This is a genomic window from Micromonospora sp. NPDC049374, from assembly GCF_040677165.1.
Taxonomy (GTDB): Bacteria; Actinomycetota; Actinomycetes; order Mycobacteriales; family Micromonosporaceae; genus Micromonospora.
This window is the reverse complement of sequence record NZ_JBFAQH010000006.1, coordinates 211,381-224,925: the sequence shown is the minus strand read 5'-3', so window position 1 is coordinate 224,925 and position 13,545 is coordinate 211,381. Positions and strand designations below refer to the sequence as shown.

Sequence of the window (13,545 nt, the reverse complement as noted above, 5' to 3'; positions counted from 1 at the left end):
CGGTAGGCGTTCGGAAAGCAACCTACTCGGAGGGACCGTCGCGGTCGTGCCTTATGCGTGTGTCGAAGTCCTGGGGAGAGCCGAGGCCGAGTTCAGACAGCGGCTGGCCAGGTGCGTCGACACCCCCGCCAACTCAACGAAGGTCAGCCGGGACGATCGGTGGGCGGCTGGGTACCGGGCTGCTCCGGGCCACCGGACGGCGGGGTCTGCCCGCCCGGCTGGCTGCCCTGGTCGCCGGCCGGTGGCTGGCCGCCGGTAGCCGGATAGCCGGGCTCGGTCGGCTGCTGCGGGGTGCCCGGGTAACCCGGCTCGGCCGGCGTGGTGCCCGGGTAGCCGGGGGCCGGCGGGTAGCCGGGCTGGCTCGGGTAGGCACCGCCGGGCGTGGGCGGCTCCCACTGCTGGGTCGGCTTGCGGAAGAACTCGTTGGCCTTCGGCAGTGCCAGCAGGATCAGCGCCGTCAGCAGCGAGATCAGGCTGATCACTCCGAGCAGGATGCTGACCGGCGTGGCCCAGCTCGGCAGCGCCTCCTCCAGCCGACGCTGGATCTCCTCACCGCTGGGCATGTCGCCGCTGGTCTCGCCGGGCGCGCTGAAGTTGCCGGCGAACCCGCTGAGCAGACTAAATCCGGTGCAGCAGAAGAGGATGCCACCGACGATCCAGGTGGCGATCCGGGAGCCGTTCTTGCCGCGCAGGTTCATCAGCCCCAGGCCGAACAGCGCGAACGCCACCACCAGCAGGAAGATGGCGGTGCCGACGCCGATCACGACGGTGATGTCGGCGACGTTCTGCGCCCCTTCGACGGTGGAGTCGCGGTAGGCGTCCTCCATCACCTCGCGGACGGTGCCGATGGTGGCCAGCGAGATGATCACGCTGATCAGCTGGCAGATCGCGAACAGCAACAGCAGGTAGGTGGATATCGTCACCACGCCCGGCCGCGACCGGGCCGGGGTGTTTTGAGGATCGACCATCTTTCTCCCTTCCTGGAACGCGCTTCACCGTATCGGCAACAGGCCATTCCGGCACGGTGCGACGCCGAGAGGTGGGCGCGTCACCGGCCGCCCGGGTCGACCGGGATCGATCGGACGGGCTGGTTTCCGGCTCAGGACCCGTGCTGCGGGTGGACGGTCACGCTGTCACTGTCCAGCCGTTCGCCACGGGCCATCTCCCAGCCCGCCTCCCCGTACGCCTCGAAGGTGAGCCGCGCCCCGCCCGGGGCGCGGTAGTCGTGGTAGCGCATGGTGCCGCTCGGCGTCAGTTCGGTGACCCCGGAAGCGGTGTACCGGGCCTGACCGGACTCGTGCCAGCTGTAGCGCCGACCACCGGACTCCACCACCGGCGCGCCCGGCGTGACGGTGGGGTCGCGCGGCACCGACTCCCACAGCACCAGCTCGAATGCGGGACTCTCCGCCACCGAGAGCCGGCACCGGTCGCCATGCTCGCCATGCTCGTCGAGGAGGTGCTCGGCCCACCTCCACTCGCCTTCCACCAGGCGAATCGAGCCCTGCACGGAATAGGTGGCGTCGCCGATCTCGACGATGTCCCCGACCTCGATCCGCCGCGGGTCACGTCGCTGCCCGCCGTCGTACCGCCGCTGCTGCCGACGTGCCGCTGCCGACCGGCCGCGCCACCAGCGCAGCGCGAACCCGGCGACGACCAGCCCGACCAGGCAACCGGCCGCCAGGTACGCCGTCGTCCCGTCCACCCGGTCACCTCCCGAACAGTTCAGCGGAGACGTCGACCATGATCCGGGCAGGTGCCGCCTTCCGCCAACCGGCTACCGGTCCGCCTGATCCGGTCCGCCGGAGCCGACACCGTTCTGCTCACCCTCGCCGGGAGAAGCCGGTCCGTCGGATGCGGGTGGAGCAGGCGGTGCCGGCGGCGTCTCCGGGACGGTCGGCGAGGCCGCCTGGTGCGGGGGATACCCGGCCGGATCCGGGCCGCCCACGCCACCGGGCCCGGGATACCCGGGCACCGCATACCCCGCACCGGGCACCCCATACCCGGGCAGCACCGGATACCCGGGCGGCGGCGGATAACCAGGCGGATACCCGGGCGGTATCGGGTGGCCGGACACCGGCGGGGCGGCACCGACTGGCGGATGTCCGGGCAGCGGCGGGTATCCAGGCGGCACCGGGTAGCCGGGGATCGTCGGATAGGCGCCCGGCGGCACGGGACCACCGGGCGGCACGGGATAGGCGGGGTAGCCCATCGGCACGGGATAGCCGACGAGGTGGGCGTTCGGGATGTCGCCCCGGGCGGGCGGCCAGGCTGCTGCCGGCCCGGAGCGGGGCACGGACCAGCGGTGGGCCGGCGGCAGCGCCAGCAGCAGCACCACCGCTGCCGTGAGCAGGAACACCAGCAGCACGCCGAGGCCCGCCAGCGGGAAGAGGATGTCGAACGGGCTCGGCTGGCTGTAGAGCGCCTCGGCGAAGTCCGACTCCTGCCAGAAATCCTCGCCCGGCGGCGGCACGTCGTCCGGGTACGACTCGTCGACGTACGGCTCGTCGACGTAGGGCGCGCCGGACACCGCGAACGCCAGACCGAACGGAATCAGGAACGCGCCGAGACATCCCTGGACGATGCAGAGCAGCAGCTGCACGCCACCGGCCACGAAGACCATCGTCCGGGCGGTGTTGCTGCCCGCCCGTACCCGGGGCGCGGTCAGACCCAGCCAGAGCGCCAGCAGCAGCGCGGGCACACCGAGCACCGCCGCCATCATGACGCCGTTCCAGCGCTCCGCGCGTACCTCGTCCGGGTCCGCGTCGGGCACCAGCCGCACGGCGCGGTCGATCGCGGCATCCCACTGGACCGCCTCGATCACCAGCAGGGCGACCAGGCCGAGCAGGATCAGCACGGTGCCGAGTTGCAGCCAGAAGGCCACGGTGACGGTGCCGGGACGCGGCGGACGGGGCGGGGGCACGGCTGCCGGTGCGTCGGCGGTCGCGGTCATACCGCGGACGGTACGGACCGGCCGCAAGCCCCGGCAGCGCCGTTCGGGTGGACCCGATCGGCGTACGGATCATGCTGCGTCGAGTCGCTCGGCGGCGTACTCCCCGACGGTGGTGCTTCCCATCACGCAGCCGGTCATGGTGCTCAGTTCGGCCTCATCACCGCGCAGCGTCGTCCAGGCCGCCCGTCCTGCCGCCGGGTCGAGCCGCTCCAGCAGCGTGGCGGCGTAGACCCGACCAGCGGGGGCACCGCCGGCAAGCAACCGGTCGAGCAGGTCGCGTACCTCCTCCGGGTGGTCGGTCACGGCCGCCGCGACGCGTTGGTACGCCGCGGTCTCGGGCAGCAGGGTGCCCGCGATCCCGACCCCGCCGAACGCCAACGTGCTGGCGTGACCGAGTTCCGCGACGGCCCTCGCCAACTCCGACTCCTTCTTGCGCCGCATCCCGAACATGTCTCCATCCTCGCCCCGGGAGCCCGCCTCCGCTCGTCGGAGGCGGGCCGGGTGCGACGGGTTCAGCTGGACGTGACCGACAGGCCGTCCTTGCTGTCCCGGAGGTCGACCCGCACCGTGTCGCCGTCGCGGACCTCGCCGGCGAGCAGGGCCCTGGCGAGTTGATCGCCGATCGCCGACTGGACCAGCCGACGCAGCGGCCGGGCACCGTAGATCGGGTCGTACCCGTGCTCGGCGAGCCAGGCGCGGGCGTCCTCGGTGACGTCCAACGTCAACCGGCGGTCCGCGAGACGCCGACCCAGCCGCGCCAGCTGGATGTCGACGATGGCCCGCAGGTCGTCGCCGTGCAGGGCGGCGAAGACCACGATGTCGTCGAGTCGGTTGAGGAACTCCGGCTTGAAATGCGCCCGGACCGTTGCCAGGACGCCCTCGCGGCGCTGCTCCTCGGCCAACGTCAGATCGCTGATCACCGCCGAACCGAGGTTCGAGGTGAGGATCAGGATGGCGTTGCGGAAGTCGACCGTACGCCCCTGGCCGTCGGTGAGCCGGCCGTCGTCGAGCACCTGGAGCAGGATGTCGAAGACGTCCGGGTGGGCCTTCTCCACCTCGTCCAGCAGGATCACCGAGTACGGCCGGCGGCGCACCGCCTCGGTGAGCTGGCCGCCCTCCTCGTAGCCGACGTAGCCGGGCGGTGCACCGACCAGGCGGGCCACGGAGTGCTTCTCGCCGTACTCGCTCATGTCGATGCGGACCATGGCCCGCTCGTCGTCGAAGAGGAACTCGGCGAGCGCCTTGGCCAGCTCGGTCTTGCCGACACCGGTCGGGCCGAGGAAGAGGAAGCTGCCGGTCGGACGGTCCGGGTCGGCGACCCCGGCACGCGCCCGGCGGACGGCATCGGAGACCGCGGCGACCGCTTCGGTCTGGCCGACCACGCGCCCGCGCAGCGACTCCTCCATCCGCAGCAGCTTGGCGGTCTCACCCTCCAGCAGTCGACCGGCGGGAATGCCGGTCCAGGAGGCGACCACCGCGGCGATGTCGTCCGCGCCGACCTCCTCCTTGAGCATCGCGCCGGCGGACTGGAGCCGAGCCAACTCCTCCTCGGCGGTGGCCAGTTCGGCTTGGAGGGCGGGAATCCGGCCGTACCGCAGCTCGGCGGCGCGTTCCAGCTCGCCGTCACGCTCGGCCCGTTCGGCCTCGCCACCGAGCCGCTCCAGTTCCTCCTTGGCGGTGGAGAGCTTGGTGATGTGGCTCTTCTCCAGTTGCCACCGCTCGGAGAGGGCGGTGAGCTGCTCGCGCTTGTCGGCCAGTTCCTTGCGCAGCCGCTCCAGACGCTCGGCGGACGCCGCGTCCGGCTCCTTGGCCAGCGCCATCTCCTCGATCTCCAGCCGACGCACCGCCCGCTCGATCTCGTCCACCTCGACCGGACGCGAGTCGATCTCCATCCGGAGCCGGGACGCGGACTCGTCGACCAGGTCGATCGCCTTGTCCGGCAGGAACCGGTCGGTGATGTACCGGTCGGAGAGGGCGGCGGCGGCGACCAGGGCGGCGTCGGTGATGCGTACGCCGTGGTGCACCTCGTAGCGCTCCTTGAGCCCGCGCAGGATGCCGATGGTGTCCTCCACTGTCGGCTCGCCCACCAGCACCGGCTGGAAGCGGCGCTCCAGCGCCGGATCCTTCTCGATGTGCTCGCGGTACTCGTCGAGCGTGGTCGCGCCGACCATGCGCAGCTCACCACGGGCCAGCATCGGCTTGAGCATGTTTCCGGCGTCCATCGAGCCCTCGCCCTTGCCGGCACCCACGACGGTGTGCAGTTCGTCGAGGAAGGTGATGACCTGCCCGTCAGAGTTCTTGATCTCCTCAAGGACGGACTTCAGCCGCTCCTCGAACTGGCCCCGGTACTGTGCGCCCGCCACCATGGCGCCGAGATCGAGCGAGACCAGCTTCTTGTCGCGCAGCGACTCCGGCACGTCGCCGGCCACGATCCGCTGGGCCAGGCCCTCGACTATCGCGGTCTTGCCGACACCGGGCTCGCCGATCAGCACCGGGTTGTTCTTGGTACGCCGGGACAGCACCTGGATCACCCGGCGGATCTCGGAGTCCCGGCCGATCACCGGATCGATCTTGCCGTCCCGCGCGCTCGCGGTGAGGTCCACGCCGTACTTGGTGAGCGCCTGGTAGGTCTGCTCCGGATCGGCGGTGGTCACCCGGCGATCCCCGCCGCGTACCGTCGGGAAGGCGGCCACCAGGCTCTCCTCGGTGGCACCGGCGGCCTTCAGCGCGGCGGACACGGCGCCGCCGACCCGGGCGAGCCCGGCGAGCAGGTGCTCGGTGGAGGTGTATTCGTCGCCCAGTGGGCGGGCGATCTGCTCGGCGGCGCCGATGGCGTTGACGAACTCGCGGGCCAGGGTCGGCTCGGCGATGCTGGAGCCGCGGGCGGCGGGCAGCGCCTCGACGGCCCGCTGGGTGGCCCGGCGCAGCTCGGTCGGGTCGGCCCCGACGGCGCGCAACAGGCCGGCAGCGGTCGAGCCCTCGGTGTCCAGCAGCGAGAACAGCAGGTGCCACGGCTCGACGGTGGCGTGCCCGCGCTGGTTGGCCAGGGCGACGGCACCGGTGATGGTCTCGCGGCTCTTGGTGGTGAGGCGTTCGGTGTTCATGGGCTCCCCTGGATCGGTGTGTCCACTGGTACCGACAGAACCAGAGTTGAGTCTATTCCACTCAACCTCAGCGGTGTGAGCTGCATCACTTGTTAGACATCAGCCGGTCGGCATCGGGTTCGCACCCACCTCGCAACACACCGGCTCCGTACGCCCGGCGGCTTGCCGGTAGCGTTGCCCGGGTGCGAGTACGTGTCGAACAGACTGCCTTACCAGGGATCGGCGTACGTCATGACATGATGACGGAATCCGGCCGGCGTCTGGGGGTCGTCTCCCACCGCAGCGGTCGCCGCGACCTCGTCCTGTACGACCCGGACGACCCGGACGGCTGCTCGGCGGACATCCCACTCACCGACGACGAGGCGGAGGCGCTGGCCGACATCCTGGGTGCCTCGCTGATCCTCGGGCAACTTTCCGGGCTGCGCGAGCAGGCCGCCGGCCTGCTCACCGAGCAGATCGCCGTCCCGGCCTCCTCCACCTACGTCAACCGGCCCCTCGGTGACGCGAAGGTGCGCACCCGTACGAGCGCCTCGATCGTGGCGATCCTGCGCGCCGGTGAGGTGATCGTCTCGCCGGTACCCACCTTCCGCCTCGCCGCCGGCGACGTACTCGTCATCGTCGGCAACCGGCAGGGCCTGGACGGGGCGAGCGCGATCTTCGCCGCCGACGATCCCGCCGGCTGAGCCCCGATGCACGATTTCAGCACCCTGCTCATCGAGGTCGGCGGGCTGCTGTTCCTGCTCGGGCTGCTCGGCCGGCTGGGCCGCCGGGTCGGGCTCTCCCCGATCCCGCTCTACCTGCTGGCGGGGCTGGCCTTCGGTCACGGCGGCGTGCTGGAGTTGAGCGCCAGCGAGGAGTTCTTCGCGATCGGGGCCGAGATCGGTGTGATCCTGCTGCTGGTGATGCTCGGCCTGGAGTACTCCGCCGACGAACTCGTCGGCAGCCTGCGGTCGGCCGCGCCGGCAGGACTGCTCGATGCACTGTTGAACGCGCTGCCCGGCGCGGCATTCGCGCTGCTGCTCGGTTGGGGTTGGCTGGCCGCGGTGGTGCTCGGCGGGATCACCTGGGTGTCGTCCTCCGGGGTGATCGCCAAGATCCTGGCCGACCTGGGCCGGCTCGGTAACCGGGAGACCCCCGTGATCCTCTCCGTGCTGGTGGTCGAGGACCTGGCAATGGCCTTCTACCTGCCGCTGCTTACCGCTCTGCTGGCCGGAGTCGGATTCGTCAAGGGCGGTGTCTCCCTCGCCGTCGCGGTGCTGACCGTGATCGCGGTGCTGGTGGTGGCCCTGCGTTATGGCAACGTCCTCTCCCGGGCTTTGTCGGCCGGAAACGCCGAGGCACTGCTGCTCGGGGTGCTCGGACTGACCCTGTTGGTGGCCGGGGTGGCCGCGAAGTTGCAGGTGTCGGCGGCGGTGGGCGCCTTCCTGGTCGGCATCGCGCTCTCCGGGCCGGTCGCCCACCACGCCACCGAGCTACTGACTCCGCTGCGGGACCTCTTCGCCGCCGTGTTCTTCGTCTTCTTCGGCCTCGCCACCGATCCACGGCACATCCCGCCGGTACTGCTGCCCGCGCTGCTGCTCGCGCTGGCCACCATGGGGACCAAGACGCTTACCGGCTACCTGGCCGCGCGGCGGGTGGGCATCGCCGAACCGGGTCGCTGGCGTGCCGGCCTGGCGCTGGTACCCCGGGGCGAGTTCTCCATCGTCATCGCCGGAATCGCGGTGGCCTCCGGCAGCGTCTCACCGAAGCTGGCGGCGCTGGCGGCGACGTACGTGCTGATCACGGTCGTCACCGGGCCGGTGCTGGCCCGGCTACCCGACCTCGCCTGGTTCAAGGGTTGGCTGCGGACCCGGGCGGCGGCGCAGCGGGCCCAGGCGGCGGCCGCGTCGAACCGAGCGTGACCGTCGAATCGAGCGTGACCGTCGGACCGAGCGTGACCGTCGGACCAGCCGATTCGACCGTCCGGAGGTCCTCGCCGACCAAGAGATGCCGAATTGCTTCCCGCAGGGGCTACCGGTACTCACCGGTACCGCGTTAACGTGTCGCCCCAGCAGCCAGGGTTCGCGGTGGGCGGACGCCCCCGCGGGCGAAAGCGGAAGGTTGGCCGGTGAGCGTGCAGGAGTCAGCGTTCCACGGCTTCGCCAACCCCGTCGACCCAACCCCGGCGGAGTTGCGAGCGTGGGCTTACCACCCCGATTCGGTCCCGTTGACGTCGATGCCGCCGGACTGGGACCTGCTGGTCTCCGGTGACCGGCTGGTGACGACGCTGTTCGATCTCGCCATGGACACCCGCTGTCCGGCGCGTCGGTTCGCGCTGCACTGTCTCTACATCTACGCCGCCGACGGGATCCGGACGAACTTCCGGGCACACCCGAAGCGTCGCTTCCGGAAGCTGGTCGACCAGGCCGAACGCAACGGCGACGAGATGATGCGCACCTGGGCGCACAACAGTCGGGTGCTGCTGACCCGGCCGGAGCTCTTCGTGTACCGGGAGTGGTGCGAGGGCGGCCTGGTGCGGGAGAACCGCAGGCTCTGAACGTGCCGAACGGGCCGGGACCCCCCGTGGCTCCCGGCCCGCACGTCGGCGGATCGTCAGCGCGACCCGCCCCGCTCGCGCCGGTGCTGGTCGCTGCGCACCTGGCCGGCACCACGACCGACCCGACCGCTGCCCGCGGCGACCCGATCGCCCTTGCCGCTGAACCTGCCGGCCTGGATCTGGTCGGCGAAGCGTCCCTTGGTGAGCCGGTCGAACCGGTGTTGGACGTTCTCCGCCAGGTCGTCGAGGCGTTGCTCCGTCTCCTCGGCCACCTTCCTCGCCGATTCCGTCATGGCTCCCCCCGCCAGATCGGAGTCCGGATTGAGATGGTTTAGACCTGATTTCTGAAGACTAGTCGAGACAACCTGTCTCGTGCTCGGGTTTGCGAAAACACGAGCGGTGCAGCGCCTGCGGAGAAGCGGAAAGGGGTGTGGCCCCGAGGTCGGAGCCACACCCCTTTGCCGTAACGGGCGTCAGCGCCCCGGGCTGCGCCGGGGACGCCAGACCACCAGGGCGGTCGAGGTCTGGTTGGTGGGAACGAGATCACGGCCGGGGAAGCGGGCCAGCGACTCCAGCTCGGCCATCCGGCGGTACGCGGCGTCGAGCTCAGCCTCCAGCTGGGCGACCCGCTGCTGTGCCTGCTCCAGCAGTTGCTCCAGCCCGATGATCCGCTTGATCCCGGCGAGGTTGACGCCGTCGTCCTGGCTGAGCCGCTGCACCTCGCGCAGCAGCACCACATCCCGGACGCTGTACCGCCGCCCACCACCGGCCGCCCGCCCGGCCTGCACCAGGCCGAGCCGGTCGTACTGGCGCAGCGTCTGCGGATGCATACCCGCCATCCGCGCCGCAACCGAGATCATCAGCACCTTGGCCTCGTATGCCGGGTCATCCGAGCCGACGAACCCGTCCATCCCGCTCACCTCCGCACCGCTTCACCGATCAACCGAACCGACGCACCCGCGCGTCGAGATGTTCCCGGGCCGCCGGCGGGGTCTGCTCGGCGAACGTCTCCAGCGCGGCCCGCGCTTCGTCCGAGATCCCCGCCGGCACCACCACGTCGAGGGTGACCAGCAGATCGCCGTGCTGTCCGTCCCGGCGGCTGACGCCCTTGCCCCTGGCCCGCAGGATGCGGCCGCTCGGCGTACCCGCCGGCACCCGCAGGGTCACCGGACCGTCGAGCGTCGGTACCCGCAGGTCGGTGCCGAGGACGGCCTCCGCGAACGTGATCGGCACGGTCAGGGTGAGGTCGTCGCCGGTGCGCCCGAACACCTCGTCCGGGCGGACCTTCACGTGCACGAACAGATCACCCGCCGGACCGCCGCGCTCACCCGGCTCGCCTCGGCCGGCCAGCCGGATCCGCTGGCCGTCGGCCACCCCGGCGGGAAAGCGGACGTTTAGCGTCCGGGTCTTGGTGACCCCGCCGGTGCCCTGGCACTCCGGGCACTTCTCGTCCACCACCGTGCCCACGCCCTGACAGTTGCGGCAGGGCTCGGAGAAGCTGAACGCACCCTGGTTCCGGTTGGTGACCCCGGCACCGTGACAGACCGGGCAGGTGCGTGGCAGCGTCCCGGGCTTGGCACCGTTGCCGTGGCAGGTGTCGCAGACACCGGGTGCGCGCAGCGTCAGCGGCAGGGTCACGCCGCGTACCGCGTCGTTGAAATCGAGCGCCACCTCGGTCTCGATGTCCCGGCCCCGGGCCGGACCCGGCGCGCCCGCACCCCCGCCGCCACCGGAGAAAATCGAGCTGAACAGGTCGGAGATGTTGCCACCGGCGAACCGGCCGCCACCTGACTGCGCGCCACCGAACAGGTCGGAGACGTCGAACGGCGCACCGCCCGGTTGGCCGCCCTGACGGGCACCGCGCCGGAACGCGCCCGAGCCGAACAGCGAGCGCATCTCGTCGTACTCGCGGCGCTTCGCGTCGTCGCCGAGCACCGCGTACGCCTCGGACACCGCCTTGAAGCGCTCCTCGGCCTTGGCGTCGCCGGGATTGTGGTCCGGGTGCGACTCGCGGGCCAGCTTGCGGTACGCCTTCTTGATCTCATCAGCCGGGGCGGTCTTCGCCACGCCCAGGACCGCGTAGTAGTCCTTCTCGATCCAGTCCTTCGAACTCACCCGTACACCTCCTCCCCACCTCCGGGCCCGGTCCGCCCCGCCCGCCGGGTTTCGGCGAGCGGGGCGGCCGGATCACCGTCGCGCACTATTCGGGGTCGGCGACCGCGACCAGCGCGGGCCGCAGTAGTCGCTCACCGACCTGGTAGCCCCGACGCATCACCTGCACGCAGGTCGGCTCGGTGACGTCGGCCGAGGTCTGGTGCGCCACCGCCTCGTGCCGCGTCGGGTCGAACGGATCGCCCTGCTCGCCGAACGGGGTCAGCCCGAACTTGCCCAGCGCCGTGACGAGCTGCTCGGCCACCGAACCGAACGGGCCGACCAGGTCGCCGTGCTCCCGGGCCCGGTCGAGATCATCCAGGATCGGCAGCAGCGCGGCGAGCACGGACCCAGTCGCCTGCTCGGTGACCAGGCCACGGTCGCGCTCGACCCGCTTGCGGTAGTTGGCGTACTCGGCCGACACCCGCTGCACGTCGCGGGTGCGTTCGTCCAGCTCGGCGCGGAGTGCCTCCAACTCGGCACCAAGCCCGCCGGTGGCCGGCTCGGACGGCTCCCCGACCGGCTGTGCCGGCGCGTCCACGACCGGCGGTCCCTCGGTGGACGCGTCGCTGAGCGCGCCCGCCTCGACCTCGATCGAGTCGACCACGACCTCGGCCTCCTCGACCAGGCCCTCCGCTGGCACGTCCGGTCCGGCGTCCGCCGCCGTACCGTCGGGCTCGCGGATCTGACTGATCTTGCGATTGTTGCGGATGACGACCCGCGGCGCGTCGCCGGTGGCCGGCTCGGACGCCGAGCCACCCGGCGCCGACCCGGTGTCACCCGGGTCGGCGGCTCGTGGCTTCTCCGTCATACGACTACCTCATCCCTCTGCCCGTGCGCTCGGGTGGCCAGGACCGTCACTTCTTGTCCTCGTCCACGATCTCCGCGTCGACCACGTCGTCCGCGCCGGGCCGTGCGCCGCCGGCCTGCGCGCCGCCGGTCGCACCGGCGGCACCGGCCGTACCGGCACCGGCCTCGCCGCCCTCCTGGGGCTGCTCGGCCTGCTGGGCGTAGAGCAGCGAGCCCGCCTCCTGGGAGACCTGCGCGAGCCGCTCGTGCGCCGACTTGATCTTCTCGATGTCGCTGCCACCGAGAGCGCCGCGCAGCTCACCGAGGGCCTCGTTGAGCTTCTCGCGGTTCTCGGCGGGGAGCTTCTCACCGTTCTCCGCGAGGAACTTCTCGGTCTGCCACTGCAGGGCCTCGGCCACGTTGCGGGTCTCGGCCTCCTCGCGGCGGCGCTTGTCCTCCTCCGCGTGCTCCTCGGCGTCCCGGCGCATCCGCTCGATGTCGTCCTTCGGCAGCGAGGAGCCACCGGTGATCGTCATCTTCTGTTCCTTGCCGGTGCCCAGGTCCTTGGCGTGGACGTTGACGATGCCGTTCGCGTCGATGTCGAAGGTGACCTCGATCTGCGGCACGCCGCGCGGGGCCGGCGGGAGGCCGGTCAGCTCGAAGGTGCCGAGCTTCTTGTTGTACGCGGCGATCTCACGCTCGCCCTGGAAGACCTGGATCAGCACCGACGGCTGGTTGTCGTCGGCGGTGGTGAACACCTCGGACCGCTTGGTCGGGATCGTGGTGTTGCGCTCGATGAGCTTGGTGAAGATGCCGCCCTTGGTCTCGATGCCCAGGCTCAGCGGCGTCACGTCGAGCAGCAGGACGTCCTTGACCTCGCCCTTGAGTACACCGGCCTGAAGGGCGGCGCCCACGGCGACGACCTCGTCCGGGTTGACGCCCTTGTTGGGCTCACGGCCGGTGAGCTGCTTGACCAGGTCGGTCACGGCCGGCATCCGGGTCGAGCCACCGACGAGGATCACGTGCTCGACGTCGGAGACCTTGATCCCGGCGTCCTTCACGGCCTGCTCGAACGGGCCCTTGCAGCGGTCCAGCAGATCCTGCGTCATCCGCTGGAACTCGGCCCGGCTGAGCGTCACGTCCAGGTGCAGCGGGCCGGCGGCACCGGCGGTGATGTACGGCAGGTTGATGTTGCTGGTGGTGGCGGCGGACAGCTCGATCTTGGCCTTCTCGGCGGCCTCCTTGAGGCGCTGCATCGCCATCTTGTCCTGCGACAGGTCGATGCCGTGCTCGCCCCGGAAGGTCTTCACCAGGTGGTCGATGATCCGCTGGTCCCAGTCGTCGCCACCGAGCAGGTTGTCACCGCTCGTCGACTTGACCTCGATGACGCCCTCGGCCAACTCCAGCAGCGACACGTCGAAGGTGCCGCCACCGAGGTCGAAGACCAGGACGGTCTGCTCCTTGGAACCCTTGTCCAGGCCGTACGCCAGCGCGGCCGCGGTCGGCTCGTTCACGATCCGCAGCACGTTGAAGCCGGCGATCTCACCGGCCTCCTTGGTGGCCTGACGCTGGCCGTCGTTGAAGTACGCCGGGACGGTGATCACCGCGTCGGTGATCTGCTCGCCCAGGTAGGCCTCGGCGTCCCGCTTGAGCTTCATCAGCGTCCGGGCCGAGATCTCCTGCGGGGTGTACTTCTTGCCGTCGATGTCGACGGACCAGTTGGTGCCGATCTCCCGCTTGACCGAGCGAATCGTCCGGTCCGGGTTCGTCACCGCCTGGCGCTTGGCGACCTCACCGACGAGCACCTCGCCGTTACGGGCGAACGCGACGATCGACGGGGTCGTCCGCGAGCCCTCAGCGTTGGCGATGACGGTGGGCTCACCGCCCTCCAGAACGCTGACGCAGGAGTTCGTCGTGCCGAGGTCGATACCGACCGCACGTGCCATCTTCGCTTCCTCGCTTCGTTACGTTGAGCAGGTGACGGGCCCTCCCGTCCCGCTACGCGGCGCATGCCG

Annotated in this window: 13 protein-coding genes; 3 read left to right on the top strand and 10 right to left on the bottom strand. The window is 70.9% G+C overall.

Annotated features, from left to right (window positions below; genetic code table 11):
* Positions 1 to 143: 143 nt before the first annotated feature.
* The 5 genes from AB0J93_RS13020 to clpB all read right to left on the bottom strand — a co-directional run bounded on the left by AB0J93_RS13020 (position 144) and on the right by clpB (position 6,054).
* Positions 144 to 968, bottom strand: coding sequence for a hypothetical protein (locus tag AB0J93_RS13020; RefSeq protein WP_363921267.1), 825 nt, complete (start codon positions 966 to 968; stop codon positions 144 to 146).
* Between the two features lie 131 nt (positions 969 to 1,099).
* The gene (locus tag AB0J93_RS13015) at positions 1,100 to 1,702 is read right to left on the bottom strand and encodes a DUF4178 domain-containing protein (protein WP_363921265.1); all 603 of its coding nucleotides are present in this window, start codon (positions 1,700 to 1,702) and stop codon (positions 1,100 to 1,102) included.
* Between the two features lie 72 nt (positions 1,703 to 1,774).
* Entirely contained in the window at positions 1,775 to 2,950 is a 1,176-nt protein-coding gene (locus AB0J93_RS13010) for a hypothetical protein (RefSeq protein WP_363921263.1), read from the bottom strand.
* Positions 2,951 to 3,019: 69 nt separating this feature from the next.
* Positions 3,020 to 3,400, bottom strand: a complete 381-nt coding sequence (locus AB0J93_RS13005) for a hypothetical protein (RefSeq protein ID WP_363921261.1) — start codon at positions 3,398 to 3,400, stop codon at positions 3,020 to 3,022.
* A 62-nt stretch (positions 3,401 to 3,462) separates the two neighbouring features.
* Positions 3,463 to 6,054: an ATP-dependent chaperone ClpB gene (clpB, locus tag AB0J93_RS13000; protein ID WP_363921259.1), complete on the bottom strand. Its 2,592-nt coding sequence runs from the start codon at positions 6,052 to 6,054 to the stop codon at positions 3,463 to 3,465.
* A gap of 182 nt (positions 6,055 to 6,236) precedes the next feature.
* Here clpB and AB0J93_RS12995 point away from each other — a divergent pair, with 182 nt between their 5' ends.
* From AB0J93_RS12995 to AB0J93_RS12985, 3 genes are all read left to right on the top strand, one after another.
* Positions 6,237 to 6,737: a cation:proton antiporter regulatory subunit gene (locus tag AB0J93_RS12995; RefSeq protein ID WP_363921257.1), complete on the top strand. Its 501-nt coding sequence runs from the start codon at positions 6,237 to 6,239 to the stop codon at positions 6,735 to 6,737.
* A gap of 6 nt (positions 6,738 to 6,743) precedes the next feature.
* Complete coding sequence (locus tag AB0J93_RS12990; RefSeq protein ID WP_363921255.1) at positions 6,744 to 7,955, top strand: cation:proton antiporter; 1,212 nt, start codon at positions 6,744 to 6,746, stop codon at positions 7,953 to 7,955.
* Positions 7,956 to 8,161: 206 nt separating this feature from the next.
* Entirely contained in the window at positions 8,162 to 8,590 is a 429-nt protein-coding gene (locus AB0J93_RS12985; RefSeq protein ID WP_093403754.1) for a hypothetical protein, read from the top strand.
* 56 nt (positions 8,591 to 8,646) lie between these two features.
* Here AB0J93_RS12985 and AB0J93_RS12980 read toward each other — a convergent pair whose 3' ends face one another.
* From AB0J93_RS12980 to dnaK, 5 genes are all read right to left on the bottom strand, one after another.
* On the bottom strand, positions 8,647 to 8,883 hold the full coding sequence (locus AB0J93_RS12980; protein ID WP_363921253.1) for a hypothetical protein: 237 nt from the start codon (positions 8,881 to 8,883) through the stop codon (positions 8,647 to 8,649).
* Between the two features lie 180 nt (positions 8,884 to 9,063).
* Entirely contained in the window at positions 9,064 to 9,501 is a 438-nt protein-coding gene (locus AB0J93_RS12975; protein WP_363921251.1) for a MerR family transcriptional regulator, read from the bottom strand.
* A 28-nt stretch (positions 9,502 to 9,529) separates the two neighbouring features.
* On the bottom strand, positions 9,530 to 10,705 hold the full coding sequence (dnaJ, locus tag AB0J93_RS12970; RefSeq protein ID WP_363921249.1) for a molecular chaperone DnaJ: 1,176 nt from the start codon (positions 10,703 to 10,705) through the stop codon (positions 9,530 to 9,532).
* Positions 10,706 to 10,790: 85 nt separating this feature from the next.
* Complete coding sequence (gene grpE, locus AB0J93_RS12965; RefSeq protein ID WP_363921247.1) at positions 10,791 to 11,552, bottom strand: nucleotide exchange factor GrpE; 762 nt, start codon at positions 11,550 to 11,552, stop codon at positions 10,791 to 10,793.
* A 46-nt stretch (positions 11,553 to 11,598) separates the two neighbouring features.
* Positions 11,599 to 13,476: a molecular chaperone DnaK gene (dnaK, locus tag AB0J93_RS12960; RefSeq protein WP_363921245.1), complete on the bottom strand. Its 1,878-nt coding sequence runs from the start codon at positions 13,474 to 13,476 to the stop codon at positions 11,599 to 11,601.
* Between the last annotated feature and the right edge of the window lie 69 nt (positions 13,477 to 13,545).